At 42.2% G+C, this 17,390-nt stretch carries 13 protein-coding genes; 10 read left to right on the forward strand and 3 right to left on the reverse strand.

What is annotated here, in order from left to right:
- Positions 1-13 precede the first annotated feature (13 nt).
- Complete coding sequence (locus NSQ55_RS09575) at positions 14-2,359, reverse strand: helix-turn-helix domain-containing protein (protein ID WP_076184310.1); 2,346 nt, start codon at positions 2,357-2,359, stop codon at positions 14-16.
- 180 nt (positions 2,360-2,539) lie between these two features.
- On the opposite strand from NSQ55_RS09575, the gene NSQ55_RS09580 reads away from it, so the two are divergent.
- The 8 genes from NSQ55_RS09580 (at position 2,540) to NSQ55_RS09615 (ending at position 12,602) form a co-directional block, all read left to right on the forward strand.
- Positions 2,540-4,057, forward strand: a complete 1,518-nt coding sequence (locus tag NSQ55_RS09580; protein ID WP_339172828.1) for an extracellular solute-binding protein — start codon at positions 2,540-2,542, stop codon at positions 4,055-4,057.
- Between the two features lie 189 nt (positions 4,058-4,246).
- Positions 4,247-5,803, forward strand: a complete 1,557-nt coding sequence (locus NSQ55_RS09585) for an extracellular solute-binding protein (protein WP_076191234.1) — start codon at positions 4,247-4,249, stop codon at positions 5,801-5,803.
- Between the two features lie 133 nt (positions 5,804-5,936).
- A complete protein-coding gene (locus NSQ55_RS09590; RefSeq protein WP_036679252.1) occupies positions 5,937-6,911 on the forward strand; it encodes a sugar ABC transporter permease in 975 nt (324 codons plus the stop codon).
- Positions 6,912-6,932: 21 nt separating this feature from the next.
- Positions 6,933-7,808, forward strand: coding sequence for a carbohydrate ABC transporter permease (locus tag NSQ55_RS09595; RefSeq protein WP_036679255.1), 876 nt, complete (start codon positions 6,933-6,935; stop codon positions 7,806-7,808).
- Between the two features lie 40 nt (positions 7,809-7,848).
- Positions 7,849-8,952, forward strand: a complete 1,104-nt coding sequence (locus NSQ55_RS09600) for a glycoside hydrolase family 88 protein (RefSeq protein WP_076124980.1) — start codon at positions 7,849-7,851, stop codon at positions 8,950-8,952.
- 150 nt (positions 8,953-9,102) lie between these two features.
- Positions 9,103-10,224, forward strand: a complete 1,122-nt coding sequence (locus NSQ55_RS09605) for a glycoside hydrolase family 88 protein (protein WP_339172834.1) — start codon at positions 9,103-9,105, stop codon at positions 10,222-10,224.
- Between the two features lie 22 nt (positions 10,225-10,246).
- Complete coding sequence (locus tag NSQ55_RS09610) at positions 10,247-11,608, forward strand: glycoside hydrolase family 28 protein (RefSeq protein ID WP_076124983.1); 1,362 nt, start codon at positions 10,247-10,249, stop codon at positions 11,606-11,608.
- Between the two features lie 37 nt (positions 11,609-11,645).
- Positions 11,646-12,602, forward strand: coding sequence for a pectinesterase family protein (locus NSQ55_RS09615; RefSeq protein WP_339174462.1), 957 nt, complete (start codon positions 11,646-11,648; stop codon positions 12,600-12,602).
- 88 nt (positions 12,603-12,690) lie between these two features.
- Here NSQ55_RS09615 and NSQ55_RS09620 read toward each other — a convergent pair whose 3' ends face one another.
- Both NSQ55_RS09620 and NSQ55_RS09625 read right to left on the reverse strand, forming a co-directional pair.
- Complete coding sequence (locus tag NSQ55_RS09620; protein ID WP_339172838.1) at positions 12,691-13,689, reverse strand: NADP-dependent oxidoreductase; 999 nt, start codon at positions 13,687-13,689, stop codon at positions 12,691-12,693.
- A gap of 18 nt (positions 13,690-13,707) precedes the next feature.
- On the reverse strand, positions 13,708-14,172 hold the full coding sequence (locus NSQ55_RS09625; RefSeq protein ID WP_076124989.1) for a MerR family transcriptional regulator: 465 nt from the start codon (positions 14,170-14,172) through the stop codon (positions 13,708-13,710).
- A gap of 176 nt (positions 14,173-14,348) precedes the next feature.
- Between NSQ55_RS09625 and NSQ55_RS09630 the strand changes: the two genes are divergently transcribed.
- Complete coding sequence (locus NSQ55_RS09630; RefSeq protein WP_339172840.1) at positions 14,349-15,200, forward strand: SDR family NAD(P)-dependent oxidoreductase; 852 nt, start codon at positions 14,349-14,351, stop codon at positions 15,198-15,200.
- A gap of 99 nt (positions 15,201-15,299) precedes the next feature.
- On the forward strand, positions 15,300-17,279 hold the full coding sequence (locus NSQ55_RS09635) for an ATP-dependent DNA helicase (protein WP_076184363.1): 1,980 nt from the start codon (positions 15,300-15,302) through the stop codon (positions 17,277-17,279).
- The last annotated feature ends 111 nt before the right edge of the window (positions 17,280-17,390 follow it).

Here is a 17,390-nt window from a genome sequence, read left to right on the forward strand (position 1 = left end):
TTTTTTGTGATTTTTACATAGATTCGTCAAATGTTGGTTTGGATTTAGTGCCTGTATTGTTATCCCGGTACTGTCCAGGGGTCATCCCTTCCTGTTTACGGAAAGATCGAATGAAATTTTGAGAATTGTTGTATCTTAATTTGGCTGCAATATCTTTGATCGGCATATCGGTTTCCTGCAGCCATTTTTTTGCCATTTTAAATCGGTACATCGTTAAATATTCGCTGAAATAGTATTGGGTCTCCTTACGGAAGACACTGCTGATATAGTTGGCGTTGTAATGCAGCCGTGAAGCGCATTCTTCCAAGGTTAGATCCGTATCATATTCATGTTGGATCAGATCAATGATTTTCTCAGAGATGTTTTGGTATTGGGCATTTTGCCTGCTGATAAAAATTTTGATCATCGGGTAAATGACCATGCTCCAGAACCAATCCTCAATCTCAGCCACGGTATGAAGGTCATGTAATTCCTCAAAAATTGAGCCATTAGCATGATAGATCTGATTTAAGCTAATGCCCGATTCCTGCATCATAATGAGCAAGTTATTGAGTAAGCGGGTCAACGGGATTTGATATTCCTGTGGTGAAAGCTCTAGGGCAAAGATAGATTTAAAAAGCAAATGAATCAGTTCCTTGGCTTTATCCGTTTCAGCCAGCTTGATCGCATCCATTAGATCGTTTTCTTTATGCGTAGGGTAGTTCAAGTTCAGATAATGTTTGCCGGAGTTAATGTTCTCATATTGAATAATAACGCCTTTGCCAAGCTTAATGCGATGCTTCAGTGCTTCAAGACCTTCTCTGTAGGCGATGGCTAGTTTATCGAACGCGTTGAAGGGAAGGCTTAGCCCAATACTCACCTGCACCTTTAGATAATTGTTTATTTCTTGCTGCAGCTTCTCCGTTAATGAGTACAATGTCTTATGAAAAGACTGGGTATCGCAGTCTGGACTGCCCAATAATACGACTACCGCATGGTCCATGATCACTGGAGCCAGCCGTTGTTCAGGACAGATTAATTCTTCGATCATATTGTGGGCAGCGAACAATAAGAGGCTGAGATCTTTTTTCTCATAGCTGGAATCCTCGGCATAATCAATAGACAACGTAATTACTGCCATGGTTTTCCATTCTTCAAGCTGGGTTTGGTAGCCGAATTGCCCTAATTCTTCGAGTAAATCACGTTTCTTAACATTGCCGTGGAAGGCATTGATCAGAAAAAATGTACGAACCTGCTGAAAGTGTTGCCGGACTTCTTTTTCCAGCTGTGATTTGGATTGGAACAAAGAATGAACTTGTTCTCCTATAATCTGAAATTCATTGCGATGTCTCGATTTAATATCCGGTTTGCGTTGGCCCATCTGATTAAGCAGTCTTTCGATAGGGGTGTACATACGTCTGGAGCCGATCCAGGCCAGAAGAATGGAGAACAAGAGCATAATGGTACACACGATTATCGTAAACATACCGATTTTATTGGACTCCTTCGTCAAGCTTTCCATGGAAGTAACCGATAGATAAACCCAGCCATTTAACTGAGAACGCATGAAAGTGACGGAGTAATTCTTTTTGTTGATCACAGTCTTGAACTGTCCGGATTGTTTAGAAGGATCAGAGATTAAAGGGACTTCTTTAAATCCGCCTTGCTCTTTAGGTTTTCCGATTAAGCTGGTATCCGGGTGGAGCAGGAAACGGCCAGCTTGATCCAGAACGATAATATCGTCGAGTGGCTGCACATCTGAATTAATGAAATCCTGAAGACTGCAGACCGGAATATTAGCTAGGGCAAGCCCATATTTTTGCAGCTTATTGGTGGGAAGCTTTTTGATAAGACTGATGCTGTAATTGCAGCCAGTGACGTTAATGCTCTCCTCGCTATAAAATAAGGACGATGGATTCAAAATCCATGAAGTATCGTCAGCTATATTCATTAGATTAGAGAGTTGCGCGTGGTTTTTGTATTCATTCAGACGGTAGACGCCTGAATTTTTGATCATCCAGTTCTGCTGCTGATTGAGCAGGATGACATCCTCAAGTTTCGTATCGAAGGATTGCATATTACGGATTTCGTTTCTTAAATCATTATATAAAATGAAATCGGTTTCACTTAAAGGGTTATTTAGTGCTTTTTTTAATACACTAGAGTTGATCACTTGGTTTAATGTTTGATTGACAGTTGTTAACTTATGTTCTACATTTGAGGTGATTTGTAATATAAGTTCCATTTTACTGTTGTTTACGTTCTTTTGGATCTCATTAGATGATGTGAAATAGGAAAAAGAACCGATGAATATCACCGGCAACGTGCTAATTACAAAGGCAAAAATCGTTAATTTACTTAAAAAGCTTAATGGTCTCACGGGACTCAGCACCTTTACTTATGTAGAAGTAGACACTTGTTCTTAGTGTATGAAACCTGGTGGAAAATAACAATAATCATCTCGTTCTGCAATAATCATTAACCCTAATTATGACTACAAAATGGAAAATCTTCAAGCTGTAGGGTGAAAATCCTTACAATACCTTAGGAGGCTGTAGAAATGTTTAGACAATTTATGTGTAGAAGGGCAACGTTTTGTTGCTGCTTATTTTTCATGCTTGTTTTCCCTATGTTAAGCGCTTGCAGTGATGGAAAGTCAGCTGGTTCTGTACTGCAAGAAGCTCGCCCGAGCATCTCCATCTTGGCCCCCCTTCATTTTCCACAGCAGCCTTCAAAAAATATTATGGCTGAGATTGAAAGATTAACAGGGGTGGAGCTTGATATCACGTGGGTGCCTGAGGGTGTTTATACCGATAAAATGAACACAGCGTTGACCACTAATTCCTTGGGAAAAGTCACCTTTGTGAAGTTCTCAGACTATAATCTGGTGAAAAACGCCATCCGTTCTGAAGCATTTTGGGAGATCGGCCCATATCTTCAGGAGTTCCCCAATCTTAAAGCACTGGACCCCGCTATTCTTAAGCAGACAGCTGTTGATGGTAAGATCTACGGCCTGTATACAGAACGCCCTTCCTCCAGACAGGGTGTCATAATACGTAAGGATTGGCTGGACACTCTTCATTTAAGCAATCCACAGACCTTAGATGACCTATATGAAGTAATGAGGCAATTTACATATAACGATCCGGATCAGAATGGCAAACAAGATACCCTTGGATTAGTCGATCGTAATGATCTTGTTTATGGTGTATTTAAGACACTAAGCTCTTATTTTGGCACACCAAATAATTGGAAGCTAGAGAATCATCAATTTGTTCCGGAATTCGTAACAGCGGAGTATATGAACACAATGAATTTTATGAAGAAATTATATGATGAAAAAATCATAAATCAGGACTTTGCTCTTACCAGTAAAGAGGTCCAACGCGATAAATTCATTAACGGTATCGCTGGTGTGTTTATTGGCAGCATGACTGATGTGCAGCGGTTGTCAATTGAAGCTCAAGCATACAATCCAAAGGCTGAACTTACGCTGATCAATCGTATCGAGGGGCCTGATGGATATAAAGTGTGGTCTATCCCCAATTACAACGGACTGTATCTCTTTTCCAAAAAGTCCATTGCCACAGAGGAGGAGCTTCGGCAGGTGCTTGGATTTTTTGATCGGACCATGGATAAAGATGTAGCCAATATAATGATGTATGGCTTTGAGGGGCGGCATTATAAGCTTGAAGGCGGCAAAATTATCCTTCCCGAGGAAACCTCACAACTGCGGGTACAGGAAGTGAATCCGCTATATGCTTTAATGATCGCGGACATTAGTAATAAAAACATTATGGAAGTGGCTCAGAAGGAGCAACTAACCTCTCTAGCAGATCAGCTGAGTAAAGATAATGAATCTTTTCTGGTTGATGACCCTACAGTTTCTCTGAGCTCATCTACTTTTGATGAGAAGAATATGGAGTTATCTACAATCATTGTGGATGCTACATATAACTATATATTAGGTAACATTACCGTCGAGGGATTCCAGCAAGAGGTTGAGAAATGGAGAGCTCGTGGAGGCAATCTTATTATTAAGGAATATGCTGAGGCTGAGTTTGAGACAGAAAAGTAAATAGGTTAAAAAGGTTTTGATCCACTGCGGATAATGCGGTGGATTTTTTTTGTGCTGCGATATCACGATAATCATTTGCTCAGATCCCTTTCAGAACGCGCCGTTATGGGGAAATGATTGTTTTCGTAACCTTGCCGACGATGTAACGTGGAACTCGTAACCAATACAAATTATGGAGGTCAAAATGGTATGAAGAAGAAATCCTTCACCATGTTGTTAACAGCACTGTTAACATTCAGCACATTGTTAGCTGGATGCGGTGGTAACAACAATAACAAAGAAGAAGCAGCAGCCCCAACTACAAGTGCAGAGAACACTACGAAGGTGGAAGAGACTGAAGCACCTAAAGAGGAACCTACAGAAATCAAAATCATGCTTCCATTGAATACATCAGAGACTCCGCCTGATACGATTAAGAATGAACTTGAGAAATTGACCAACACGAAGCTGACTTATCAATTTTTCCCGGCTGATACTTATGAAGAAAAACTGAATTCATCTTTTGCAACGGGTTCATTGCCGCAAGTAACATATTTGAAGAATCAGACAACCTTCATTCAGATGAAAGAAGCGATAAAAGACGGACAATTCTGGGAAATCGGTCCACTATTAAGCGAATTTCCGAATTTGAGCAAATTGAAACCAGAAATTCTTAATAACACGAAAGTAGATGACAAGCTTTACACCCTATATATCGGGCGTCCACTTGCACGCCAAGGGATCATTTACCGCAAAGACTGGGCAGATAAATTAGGACTTGCTGCACCAGCTAATGTAGATGAATTATTTGAAATGGCTAAAGCCTTCACAGAACAAGATCCAGACGGTAATGGAAAGAAAGATACTACCGGTATTATTGACCGTAATGAGTTGACCTATGGAGCTTTCAAAACTGTTTCGTCTTGGTTCGGAACACCGAATACCTGGGGTGAGAAGGATGGCAAATTAGCGCCTGAATTTACCTTCGATGAATATTTCGACACAATGGATTTTTTCAAAAAAGCTCGTGATGGCGGATACATTAATCAAGATTTCGCTGCCACCAGTAAAACGGATGCAGTAAATATGTTTAAGGCTGGAAAGGGTGGACTCTATATTGGGGGCTCCATGCAAGATATTGATTCCCTCAATAAAGATACTATTAAGAATAACCCTGACGCTGTTTTGGATGCGCATAGTATGGTTGCAAGTCCAGATGGAAAATATGCTCAATGGATGATTCCAGGCTATAACAATGTTGTCTTGTTCCCGAAATCTGCTGTCAAGGATGAGGCAGAGCTGAAGAAGATTCTTGCTTTCTTTGATCAAATGATGACCCCAGAAGTAGCTAATTTGATGTATTGGGGAATTGAAGGTACTCACTATACCGTTGAAGACGGTAAAGCAAAAGCTACTGACGACAAAGAATTGATTGAACGTGAAGTAAAGGGATATAAGGACAGTGTTATCGGCGAAGCTGAAACCAATGGAATGTACGAGAACTATAACACGCTGCCAGGAAGAATTCATGCAGATCAATTGGTTCTTGAGAATGTCAAAGTTGGTGTAGCGGATCCAACAGCTGCTATGGATTCGGCTACCTATACAGAAAAAGGCGTAGAGCTTCAACAGATTATTACAGATGCAACCTATAAATATATTTATGGTCAGATTGACAAGGCTGGATTTGAGAAGGAAGTAGAGAACTGGAAGAGCCGTGGTGGAGATAAGATTATTGAAGAATACAACGCCTTATACAAAAAATAGTAACCCGTACTCGAATAGTTAAGCGACAAATTGTAGCTGAAAAGGTTGTTGATCTTGTTTCAACAACCTTTTCTATTCCTCACTGGGTTCAGAAATATCGTGTTTGAATAAAGAAGGAGAAAGGAAGAATATCATGCAGGAAGTCACCGCACAGCCCAGCTCAGCTCCTCAAATGAATCCTAAGCCTGAAATTTATAAAAGCAGCAGCGAACTGAAAAAGCGGCTGTGGAGAAATAAATGGCTCTACGTCATGCTAACTCCGGGAGTACTGTATTTTTTGATTTTTAAATATCTTCCAATGTACGGATTAATTATCTCATTTCAGGATTACAAACCCTATCAAGGGATCAACGGTAGTGACTGGGTAGGGATGAAGCATTTCAGCAGGTTGTTCACAGAGCCGGATTTCTTAAATATATTAGTGAACACACTTATTCTTTTCGGATTAAATATTCTTATCTATTTCCCGATGCCGATTATTCTTGCCCTGATGTTAAATGAACTTCAAGGCAGCTTTTTCAAAAGAACCTTTCAGACGATCTTCTATTTGCCCCATTTTCTGTCATTGGTTATCATCGTCTCCATTTCTTATGTAATGGTTACGATGGATGGAGGGATTATCAACGAGCTGCTTGTCTATTTTGGCTTTGAACCAATCAATTTCCTGCTTAATCCAGGGTGGTTCAGGCCCATGTATATTATTCAGGTGATTTGGAGAGAAGCAGGTTGGGGAACGATTATTTATCTAGCTTCCATAGCTGCGATTGACCCAGGGCTTTATGAAGCATCGCGTATGGACGGAGCAGGAAGACTTAGACAAGTCTGGCATATCACTCTTCCAGCGATTAGAGGCGTAATTATTACATTATTTATTCTGAAAATTGGTTCCGTTCTTGATCTTGGATTTGAACATGTATATCTGCTACTTAACTCCATGAATCGAGAAGTTGCGGAAATTATCGATACGTATGTATATACTGCTGGTTTGAGACAGGGGCAGTTTAGTTACAGTACAGCTATTGGATTCTTTAAATCGATTGTAGGCTTTGTAATGGTGATGATGGTGAATAAATTATCCAAGAAAATGGGAGAAGAAGGCGTTTATTGATATTTTGTGGGAGGAATCGAAATGGTAGAAGATAAAACAATCAGTGGTAGAATCTTTTCTGCTATAAACTTTACGCTGCTTGCGATCATTGCTTTAATTACTGTGCTTCCCCTTGTTCACGTTGTAGCAGGCTCTTTCACAACGAGTGCAGAACTAGCTTCTAGCAAATTTGTACTGATTCCAAAGGTATGGAGTCTGGAAGCGTACAAGTTCATCTTTTCGACGAATACAATATTTAAAGCCATGGGTGTTTCCATTGGTGTCACGGCAATTGGTTCTATTTTTAGTTTGTTTATAACTTCTTTGATGGCCTACGCTCTTACCAGAAAAGATCTGGATGGTCGTAAAGTGGTTAACTTCATGGTTGTGTTCACCATGCTTTTTCATGGTGGGATGATTCCAACGTTCCTCGTGGTGAAGGAATTAGGACTAATTGACACGTACGCATCACTGATTCTACCGTCAGCGATTAGTGCCTTTAATATGATCATTCTGAGAAACTTTTTCCAAAATATACCTGAAGGTTTGGAGGAATCGGCCAAAATTGATGGTTGTAACGATTTTGGAATATTATTTCGGATTGTATTGCCACTATCCTTACCTGCGTTAGCGACGATCGGATTGTTCTATGCGGTAACGTATTGGAATACCTACATGAATGCGATTCTGTATTTGAATGATAGTGCGAAATGGCCAATACAGGTTCTGCTCAGACAAATTGTCGTCCTTGCCAGCGGTATGGATCACAGCGCTACACTGGATGCTGCTGTTCCACCGCCAGATCAATCAATTAAAATGGCTGTTATCGTTGTAGCTACCTTACCAATAGTTTGTGTGTATCCGTTCCTGCAAAAGCATTTTGCCAAAGGTGCCATGTTGGGTTCTATGAAGGGCTAGCAAGAAAGAGAGAGACTATACTTAGGGGAGGAGCTTCGAGATGACTGTACAGATACCTACAACGCCGATAGAGTGGGCAAAAAAAGCTTGCGATTCACTAATGGATACTTACAGGGCGGGAGAGCTTCCCCCCGCGCATCGATGGCACTATCATCAGGGTGTATTTCTGTGTGGCATGGAGCTTTTGTGGAATGCTTATCAAGAAGACCGTTATATCAACTATATTCAGGAATATGTAGATGATTTGGTGGATGAATACGGGAACTTTTATTTTGCACGTGATGAGCTGGATGCGGTTCAAGCAGGACAGCTACTATTCACTCTTTATGAACGGACAGGCAAACTAAAGTATCGTATTGCAGCAGAGAAGCTAAGGAATTTACTGCTCACACTAAATAAAACCTCTGAGGGCGGGTATTGGCACAAGGATAAGTACGCCAACCAAATGTGGTTGGATGGACTTTATATGGCAGGCGTATTCTCCTTGAAATATGCTAATGTCTACGATGAACCAAGCTTGCGTGAAACGGTCCTTCATCAGGAAATGTTAATGCGCAAGCATATGAAGGATGAGACAACGGGTTTGTTATACCATGCCTGGGATGAGAGCCGGCGGATGCCTTGGTCGAATCCGGAGACGGGTTGTTCACCGGAGTTCTGGAGCCGATCATTAGGATGGTATGGTCTCGCCTTATCGCAATTTCTGGATCTGTTACCTTCCCATGATTCAGCCCGGACAGAGCTTTCTACTACACTGAGAGATTTTGTGGATGCACTTATTCGTTACCAAGATCAAAAAAGTGGACTTTGGTATCAAGTCGTAGATAAGGGACATGAGCCAGATAATTGGCTGGAGACTTCAGGGTCATGTTTGTTCGTCTATACGATTGCCAAAGCCGTGAAGCATGGCGTTGTAAGTGATGTGACTATCGCTACAGCTGCCGCTAAAAAAGGATATGAAGGGTTAACCAAAGTAATCCAGTGGGATGAGCATAACCGATTAGTTCTGCCGGACATTTGTATCGGTACCTCAGCTGGAGATTACGAGAGTTACGTGACTCGGCCTAAGGTTAAAAATGATCTGCATGGTGTGGGCGCATTGGTGATGGCTTGTGTTGAAATACAGTCAATGCTTCAAGAGTGAATCGCTCGGTATCCTTACTAAACAATGACTTGATTCTCTGAGATTGCAGAGAATCAAGTCGTATTATTTTATGTGCAAAGAATCCTTAAATCGGCTGAACCTATTTTTAGTTTTTGAGCTCTTAAATTTATAAATATTTTGGGGGTTGGGATGAAGAAATCACAGTGGGCAATTCAAACGGCAGACTCTATTATGGCGCGGACACCGAAGCTTTATGAAGATAAAGGCTACAAAGGAAGCTGGACCTACGATTATGGCGTGGTATTGAACGGTTTTGAATGGCTTTGGAAGCAGACCGGTGATTCGAAGTATCTGCAGTTCATTCAAGATAATATGGACTACTTTATTCAGGAAGATGGCAGTGTCAAGGGCTACCACCTAGAGGAGTATAATATCGATCATATTAACAACGGAAAATTATTATTGACTCTATATAAAGAAACGAAGCAGGAAAAATATAAAAAAGCGGCTGCTTTACTTAGAAAGCAACTTGAGACCCATCCGCGAACCTCGGAAGGTGCTTTTTGGCATAAAAATATATATCCCTATCAGATTTGGTTAGATGGACTTTATATGGGCGCTCCTTTTTATTTAGCCTACTTGCTAGCTTTTGAAGAAGGGCAGGGACTTGAGGATGTAACCAAACAATTTATCTTGTGTGAGAAGCATACGAAAGATCCGGTAACAGGTCTGCTATATCATGCATGGGATGAACAGCGTATTCAACCTTGGTGCGACCCTGAAACAGGACTTTCGCCTAACTTTTGGGCCCGTTCACTTGGCTGGTATCTCATGGCTTTAGTTGATGTTCTGGCATTGCTGCCTAATGAGCACTCAGATTATCCCGAGCTGGTACGAATACTAAATGATACCTTAACTGCGGTGAAGACATATCAGGATAAGGAATCCGGGGTCTGGTATCAAGTGATGAATCTAGGGGAACGCAAAGGAAATTATCTTGAAGCCTCTGCTTCAAGTATGATCGTGTATGCCATGGCTAAAGGTATCCGATTAGGCGTGTTAAACGCTGGATGGTACGAAACATTAGATCTGGCTTACCAAGGACTTATCTCGGAGTTTGTACTTGAAACCAAAGAAGAATGGGTCAATTTAAATAAGAATTGCCAAGTAGCCGGATTAGGTGGAGTGGACCAACGTGACGGTACTTTCGCTTATTACATTAGCGAGCCTATTGTCACTAACGACCAAAAAGGTGTGGGTGCTTTCCTACAGGCTTGTGTGGAATATGAACAATTAAGAGGCTGGATCTGATATAGAACAGGGGGGCTTATGAATGTTGATCTACAATATTGAGGATTTTGGAGCGCTTAAGAATAGTAAAAAGTTAGCGACTGAAGCGATAACGCGTGCGATTGAAGCGGCAAATAAAGCCGGTGGAGGAACCGTTTATGTACCGGCTGGTACGTTCTTAACCGGTGCAATTCATATGAAAAGCAATATCGAATTGAATTTAAATCCTGGTGCCATTCTTTCATTCAGTACGAACCCGGAGGATTACCCTGCAGTGGAATGCAGATGGGAGGGAGTGAAGCAGCAGGTTCATTCACCTTGTATTTATGGAAGAGAGTTAGTTAATGTATCGATCACTGGCAGCGGAATGATTAACGGAAATGGTGAACTCTGGTGGGATAAGTTTCGGAACCGCCGGGAAGAGCTGCAGTATCCCCGGCCGACTCTAATCGGCTTGGATAGCTGTCAGCGGGTAACCCTTAAAGATATCGCGCTGGTCAATTCTCCAAGCTGGACCGTTAATCCGATAGGCTGTTACAATGTGACTATTGATAATATTTCCATTCTGAACCCGGCCGACTCTCCGAATACAGATGGCATTAATCCAGAGTCTTGCACCAATGTGCGAATTAGCAATTGCAATATTGATGTCGGTGATGACTGCATTGCGATCAAGGCAGGAACTGAGGATACCAAAGAACGAGTTCCTTGTGAGAATATCACGATCACCAACTGCACTATGGTACATGGACACGGGGGTGTCGTACTCGGTAGTGAAATGAGTGGAGATATTCGTAATGTCACGATTAGTAATTGTGTGTTTAAACAAACCGATCGTGGAATCCGGATGAAATCAAGACGGGGACGCGGGGGAACGATTGAAGATATTCGGATCAGCAATATTGTAATGGAGGACGTTATTTGTCCGTTTACTCTAAATCTATATTATTTCTGTGGACCACGCGGGAAAGAAAAATATGTGTGGGATAAAAATCCTTATCCGATTACAGAGGAAACGCCGTGTTTTAGACGCATTCATTTTGCCAATATTACCGCACGTAATGTTCATGCCGCAGCGGGTTTCTTATACGGGCTTGCTGAGCAGTATGTATCCGAGATTACGTTTACCAATGTGGACATCTCCATGGCGACGAATGCAATTCCCGGCCATCCAGACATGATGACAGGGATCGAAAACATGAATAATCGCGGGTTTTTCCTCGGGAATGCAAGAGATGTTCAATTTCATCAGGTGACGATTGAGAACCATGAAGGGCCTGCTTTTTACATTGAAAATGGAGAAGCTGTAGAGATCATAAATTGTCGATCAAAAAACACGAAGAAGCCGGAAAAATTAGTAGAACAAGCTACAGTGTCACCTGAAGCACAGAATGTCTGTCCATAAGAGAATCATCAATTTATTGAAAGGAAAAGAATCCACTATGCTTGTTGTAGGGAAAGAATCCTTTTGCGCTTATCACACGATTCAAGAGGCGGTAGATTCACTAGAGCAGGGGCCATCCGGTCAAGCGGATACGCTTTATATTTTGTCAGGGGTCTATAAAGAGGCAGTGCGGATTTATCGTTCTAATCTTACGATCATAGGGATTGGCTACGTGGAGATTGTTATGAATCGTTACGCGAAAGAGCGTGATGAAGCGGGCGAAGAAATCAATACATTCTCTACACCAACGTTATTTCTGGGCGGGAGCCATCTGGTCTTGGAGAATCTGGTGATTTCCAATAATGCAGGGCAGGGTGAAAATATCGGGCAGGCGGTAGCCGTGTATGCTAATTGTGATCAAACCGTATTCAGAAATTGTACTTTAAAAGGGTATCAGGACACGTTGTTCACGGGACCTTTGCCACCTGCACCCAAAGAGCGATCTACGTTTGGAGGTATACCATTGAGAGAACACCATGCCCAATATCGGCAGTTGTATCAGCATTGCTATATAGAGGGAACAGTGGACTTTATATTTGGTGGGGCTACAGCATATTTTGACAGATGTGAAATTCGCAGCTTGTGTCATAGTGAGAATCAAGCAGGTTATATTACGGCTGCCTCCACACCTGAGGGACAATCGTATGGTTATATTTTTAAAAATTGCTTTTTAACAGCAGCTCCTGATATTGCTCCGGTGTTTCTGGGCCGTCCATGGCGTGAGTATGCTAAAACCGTATTTGTAGATTGCCAGTTGGGTGCACATATTCATCCACTTGGCTGGGATAACTGGGACAACACCGCTAATGAACAAACCGTTAGTTATCAGGAATATGGCGTGAAGGATGCAATTCTCTTGAGTAAGCAACGTGTGTCTTGGGCAGATTGCTTTGAAGATGGCGACGAGACGCTGGATAAAGAGTTTGTTTTTGCTGGAACGGATTTTTGGAAATAGATAATTTAATTAACGAGTACACAAGTAAAAAACGGTAGTCTAGACAGAAGCATAAAGTCTTAGACTGCCGTTTTATTTAAATGTTGTATCACTTTATTTTTAATATGATCTTTCCTTTAGCTCTGCCCGATTCGGAATACTCCATCGCTTTCTGCGCCTCTACAAAAGGAAACACTTGATCAATAACAGGTTTTATTTGTCCGGATTCAATAAGCTCTGAAATGATTTCTAATTGACTGCCACTTGGTTTCATGAACAGAAAGCTGTATTTGACCTTGTGTTTTGCCTCTAATTTGCTCAGCTTCCGGGTAATCAAGCGAAAAATATTAGTTTTTATGAACCCAGCTCCATACTCTTTTCCGAAGCGTGCATTAGGCAACCCTGAAACCGATACAATTTGTCCTCCTTGTTTGACTGTTTTAAAAGCTTTTTCTAATGTTTCACCGCCAATGGTATCGAATACTCCATCATAATTTTGTAAAATCTTATCAAATGCTTCGGTTTTATAATTGATAATTTGATCGGCTCCAAGTGACTTGACCAATTCTGCTCCAGCATCGCTTGTAGTAGTAGCCACGTATATCCCCATCGCTTTGGCAAGTTGGATAGCAAAGGTGCCAACACCGCCCGCTCCCGCTTGAATCAATACCTTTTGTCCTGCTGTTAGCTGTAATATATCATGTAATGCTTGATAAGAAGTAAGCCCGACTAATGGGAAAGATGCAGCTTCCTCAAAGGAAAGATTGTGAGGTTTGAGCGCTATATCCTCTTCATGTACGGAGATATATTCTGCGAAGGTTCCGATTCTATCTTTTCTGGGCCGTCCGTAAATCTCATCACCTATCTTGAATTTTTTAACATTCTTTCCTACTTGGATGACAATCCCTGAAAAATCATTTCCTAAAACTAGGGGCATGTTGTATTTCAACAGCGTACGTACTTTGCCATCCCGCACTTTGAAATCGATAGGATTAATACTTGCTGCGTGGATCTCTGCCAATACATCGTAATCACCCACTGCGGGTGTTGGGATGTCGGCTAGTTGAAGAGGAGAATTCCCGTATTTTTTTATGATCATTGCTTTCATCCTAAAAACTCCAATTCATTAATTATTCATTTTTGCTGATCCAGAAAAATAACTCATCTCAACAGGGGAGATGTTTTTTGATTTCGATTTGTCCTCGCTTTTATCTGAGCAGTCTCGGCGATATTTCCCTTGTTCCAGCTTCATATCAATAAAATCGACAACCTGCTGCAGCGAGGAGATTTGGCTGACGATGTTTTCTCGATGGTTTCTTAAATGCTCCACCAGTTCAGGATAATCCGCGGGATCAGCGTCGGCGGAGACCGCCAAAAATGGCTGCATTTCCTGCAAGGGCATGCCTGTTTTTTTGAGGCAGGATAGCAGCAGGATTGTATCTATGTCTTCCTGCCGGTAAACGCGGTGTCCGTTGTCCTTCCGGTCTGCCCGGGGAAGCAGCGCGATCTTTTCGTAATAGCGGATTGTATCCTCGGATATTCCGGTTTGCACGGCGGTTTCTTTTATCGTAAACGTTTGCTCTGCCTTCATACTGTACCTCCTGGAGATTGCTTTGTGTGTGCATTATACAACTTGGAGCTGACTCCAAGTCAAGACCTTATCTCTGGGACAAAATCTTTTTATTACGCCTTGACTTGGAGTCGACTCCAATTAATAAAATGTGCGTTATAAGAAGAAGATATCCCGAATTCAGGAGGAGATTTACAATGAGCACACAGCAACGTGAAAATATCGCATTGATTACAGGCGCTAACGCCGGGATTGGATTGGAATTAACTCGAATATTGCTAGCGGAGGATTGGCAGGTGGTTGCTTTGAACCGTTCCGGTTTTCCAGCCGATGATGAGAACATCCAAAAAGCCATCAAAAACGGCTGGCTTCGTATTTATAAAACAACCGATCTCGCGGATTTTGCCAGCTTGAGAGGGACACTGGAAGAGATCAAAGGCAAGGAGCAGCGGATCGATATTTTGTTCAACAATGCCGGCGGGAGCTTCCCTGAACTGAGCTATTCGACACAGGGGCGCGAAAAGCACTATGAGTTGATGACCGTTGTGCCGTATATTATTTTAATGGAATTGAAGGATATCCTACAAAAAGGACGCTTAAAAACGGTGATCAACACCTCATCCTCCGCGCTTAAGTTTACGAAAGAGTTTACGATTGAAATCCTGGAGCGTCCCACCACCTTCCGCAAGCTGCTTGGTCCTTACGCCACCTCAAAGCTGGCATTATCGTTATGGACACAGGCCGCTGCGCCGCAGCTTGCTAACGAGGGCATCATGATTCGCAGTGTTGATCCGGGTAGCAATAACACGCTGCGAAAAGGAAAAAATTCTGGACTGCCTCTAATAGTTAAACCGTTGATGAAGCTGTTTTTCTCTCCGCCTACCCACGGCGCCGACCAATTGTATGAGGGTGCTCTGGGAGAACACCGTGGGGAGACGGGGGTGTTTCTTTGGAAAGGCCAGGTTGCGGATTTGAAATTTAAGGATCAAGCCCGGAATGTTTTGGAAAGGATTAGTGATATTTACGAAAATGAGTATCTTCGTTATTAATCAGATCTTTAGTTGTCTCTAATTATTTTTTGTAATTCCTCCAAACGTATGAGATAATAGAGTTTTTCCGTTGATTCTATTTTTCATGGCATGGTAGAGATGCCTGATCAAATATTGGAGGTAGGCTTGTTGGCGAAACAGTATCCTTTTGAATATGATCGGACCAAACCTTTTATGGAGCAAGTAGGGGAATGGGTCGGAGATGTATTCTATGAAATTCTTCCTGAGGCTGGATTTGAAGTACGTGATGAACAGATATATATGGCCTTTCAGGTAGAGCGGGCTTTTGCCGAGAAAAAGACGATTTTTGCTGAAGCAGGGGTCGGAACAGGCAAGACATTAGTGTATTTGTTGTATAGCATTTGTTATGCGCGTTATATGGGCAAACCTGCGATTATTGCATGTGCGGACGAGTCCTTGATTGAGCAGCTTGTGAAACCGGAAGGCGATATCGCCAAGCTTGCGAAGCATCTGAACATGAATATTGATGCCAGACTAGCGAAATCTCCGGATAAATATATGTGTCTGAAAAAGCTGGATCAGGCTCGGAACCATGATGATGAAAGCTTACCACTGGAGAGCTTGTACAGTACATTACCTGATTTTGTACATTCACATGCACCGATGCAGCAATTCCATGCTTATGGAGACCGCAGAGATTACCCTGATCTGAATGACGAACAATGGAACAAGATTAACTGGGATACGTTTCAGGACTGCTTTACTTGCGATATGCGTCACCGCTGCGGGCAGACCTTGTCCCGTGATCATTACCGGAAATCAAGTGATCTGATCATTTGTTCCCACGATTATTACATGGAGCATATTTGGACCTATGAAGCGCGTAAGCGGGAAGGGCAAATCCCTTTGCTTCCGGATCACTGTGCGGTTGTATTCGATGAAGGACATTTATTAGAATCAGCGGCCATGAAGGCGCTTGGCTATAAGATGAAGCATGTCGTCTTTGAAGAATTGATTTCTCGCCTGCTACAGAATGAAATCCGTGAAACGCTGGCGGTTCTGATTGATGAAGCGATCATGCAAAGTGAGCAAATGTTCAAAGCGATTCGCCGTCAATGCCGAAACATACCGGGATCAGATCGGAAAAGCATTGCGCTGAATGCTTCATTGATTCGTGAGGTACACCGGATGAGGAGTGTAATTGCTGCTATCGAAGAAGAATTAGTATTCGAAAGCGGACTCTACACGATTGATGAATATCAACTGCGAATTGTGGAGGAACGTTTGGAGACCATAGAAATCGCTTTGCGATTGTTTGAGGATTCAGGGGCTCTAATCTGCTGGGCGACAGAAGAAAGCGATGGTCTAACGCTGTCGGTCATGCCACGAAATGTCAAAGAGGTACTTCAAGACAGTCTGTTCACGCAAAAAATGCCAATCGTATTCTCATCGGCTACATTGTCTGTGGATAAATCATTCCAATACTTGAAGGACAGTCTTGGGATACAAGATTTTTTATCCTTCTCTGTAGACTCACCTTATGACTATGAGCACCAGATGAATGTCTATGTGCCAGAGCTTCAGAGTGGGGATTTTGCTGAGAAAATGGAAATTTCCCTGAAGCTTATTCAGCGGACTGAAGGTAGAGCACTGCTACTGTTCCGTACTCGTGAAGAGCTTCTGCAGTTCAAGCAGCTTAACTCGTTAAGACCGGAAAGCAGTTCATATTCATTTTTATATGAAGGGGATCAAGAAATCAGCTATTTAATTTCGGCGTTCCAACGGGATGAGCATAGCGTGTTATGTGCGGTCACCTTATGGGAAGGGCTGGACATTCCTGGACCTTCATTATCTAATGTGATCATATGGTCGCTGCCGTATCCTCCGCTTGATCCAGTGTTTATGGCAAAACGGGCGGAAACCTCCACTCCCTTTGAAGATGTGGATTTGCCTTACATGCTGTTAAGACTCAAACAAGGGATGGGGCGGCTGATTCGAACCGGTACAGATCAAGGAATTGTAACTGTACTTGCGGAAGAGGAAGGGCAACATCCGGTACACGAATATATAACTTCTGTACTTCCAAAAGGGACTCGACTACAGAAGCTGGAAGCTTAAATATCACTAACGATTATAATTGCTCCTTTGGTGAGGCAGATGCTACGGCATTTATGTTTCACTCGAAGGAGCTTTTTTGTCTAAAATTAAGCATAAGTATTCCTAATCTTA

It is taken from the genome of Paenibacillus sp. FSL H7-0943 (genome assembly GCF_037963265.1).
GTDB lineage: Bacteria > Bacillota > Bacilli > Paenibacillales > Paenibacillaceae > Paenibacillus_AQ > Paenibacillus_AQ odorifer.

Bases quoted from the DNA above. Each gene is read 5' to 3' on its own strand.
- NSQ55_RS09580 (WP_339172828.1), top strand. From the start codon at position 2,540: ATGTTTAGACAATTTATGTGTAGAAGGGCAACGTTTTGTTGCTGCTTA.
- NSQ55_RS09585 (WP_076191234.1), top strand. From the start codon at position 4,247: ATGAAGAAGAAATCCTTCACCATGTTGTTAACAGCACTGTTAACATTC.
- NSQ55_RS09590 (WP_036679252.1), top strand. From the start codon at position 5,937: ATGCAGGAAGTCACCGCACAGCCCAGCTCAGCTCCTCAAATGAATCCT.
- NSQ55_RS09595 (WP_036679255.1), top strand. From the start codon at position 6,933: ATGGTAGAAGATAAAACAATCAGTGGTAGAATCTTTTCTGCTATAAAC.
- NSQ55_RS09600 (WP_076124980.1), top strand. From the start codon at position 7,849: ATGACTGTACAGATACCTACAACGCCGATAGAGTGGGCAAAAAAAGCT.
- NSQ55_RS09605 (WP_339172834.1), top strand. From the start codon at position 9,103: ATGAAGAAATCACAGTGGGCAATTCAAACGGCAGACTCTATTATGGCG.
- NSQ55_RS09610 (WP_076124983.1), top strand. From the start codon at position 10,247: ATGTTGATCTACAATATTGAGGATTTTGGAGCGCTTAAGAATAGTAAA.
- NSQ55_RS09615 (WP_339174462.1), top strand. From the start codon at position 11,646: ATGCTTGTTGTAGGGAAAGAATCCTTTTGCGCTTATCACACGATTCAA.
- NSQ55_RS09620 (WP_339172838.1), bottom strand. From the start codon at position 13,689: ATGAAAGCAATGATCATAAAAAAATACGGGAATTCTCCTCTTCAACTA.
- NSQ55_RS09625 (WP_076124989.1), bottom strand. From the start codon at position 14,172: ATGAAGGCAGAGCAAACGTTTACGATAAAAGAAACCGCCGTGCAAACC.
- NSQ55_RS09630 (WP_339172840.1), top strand. From the start codon at position 14,349: ATGAGCACACAGCAACGTGAAAATATCGCATTGATTACAGGCGCTAAC.
- NSQ55_RS09635 (WP_076184363.1), top strand. From the start codon at position 15,300: ATGCCTGATCAAATATTGGAGGTAGGCTTGTTGGCGAAACAGTATCCT.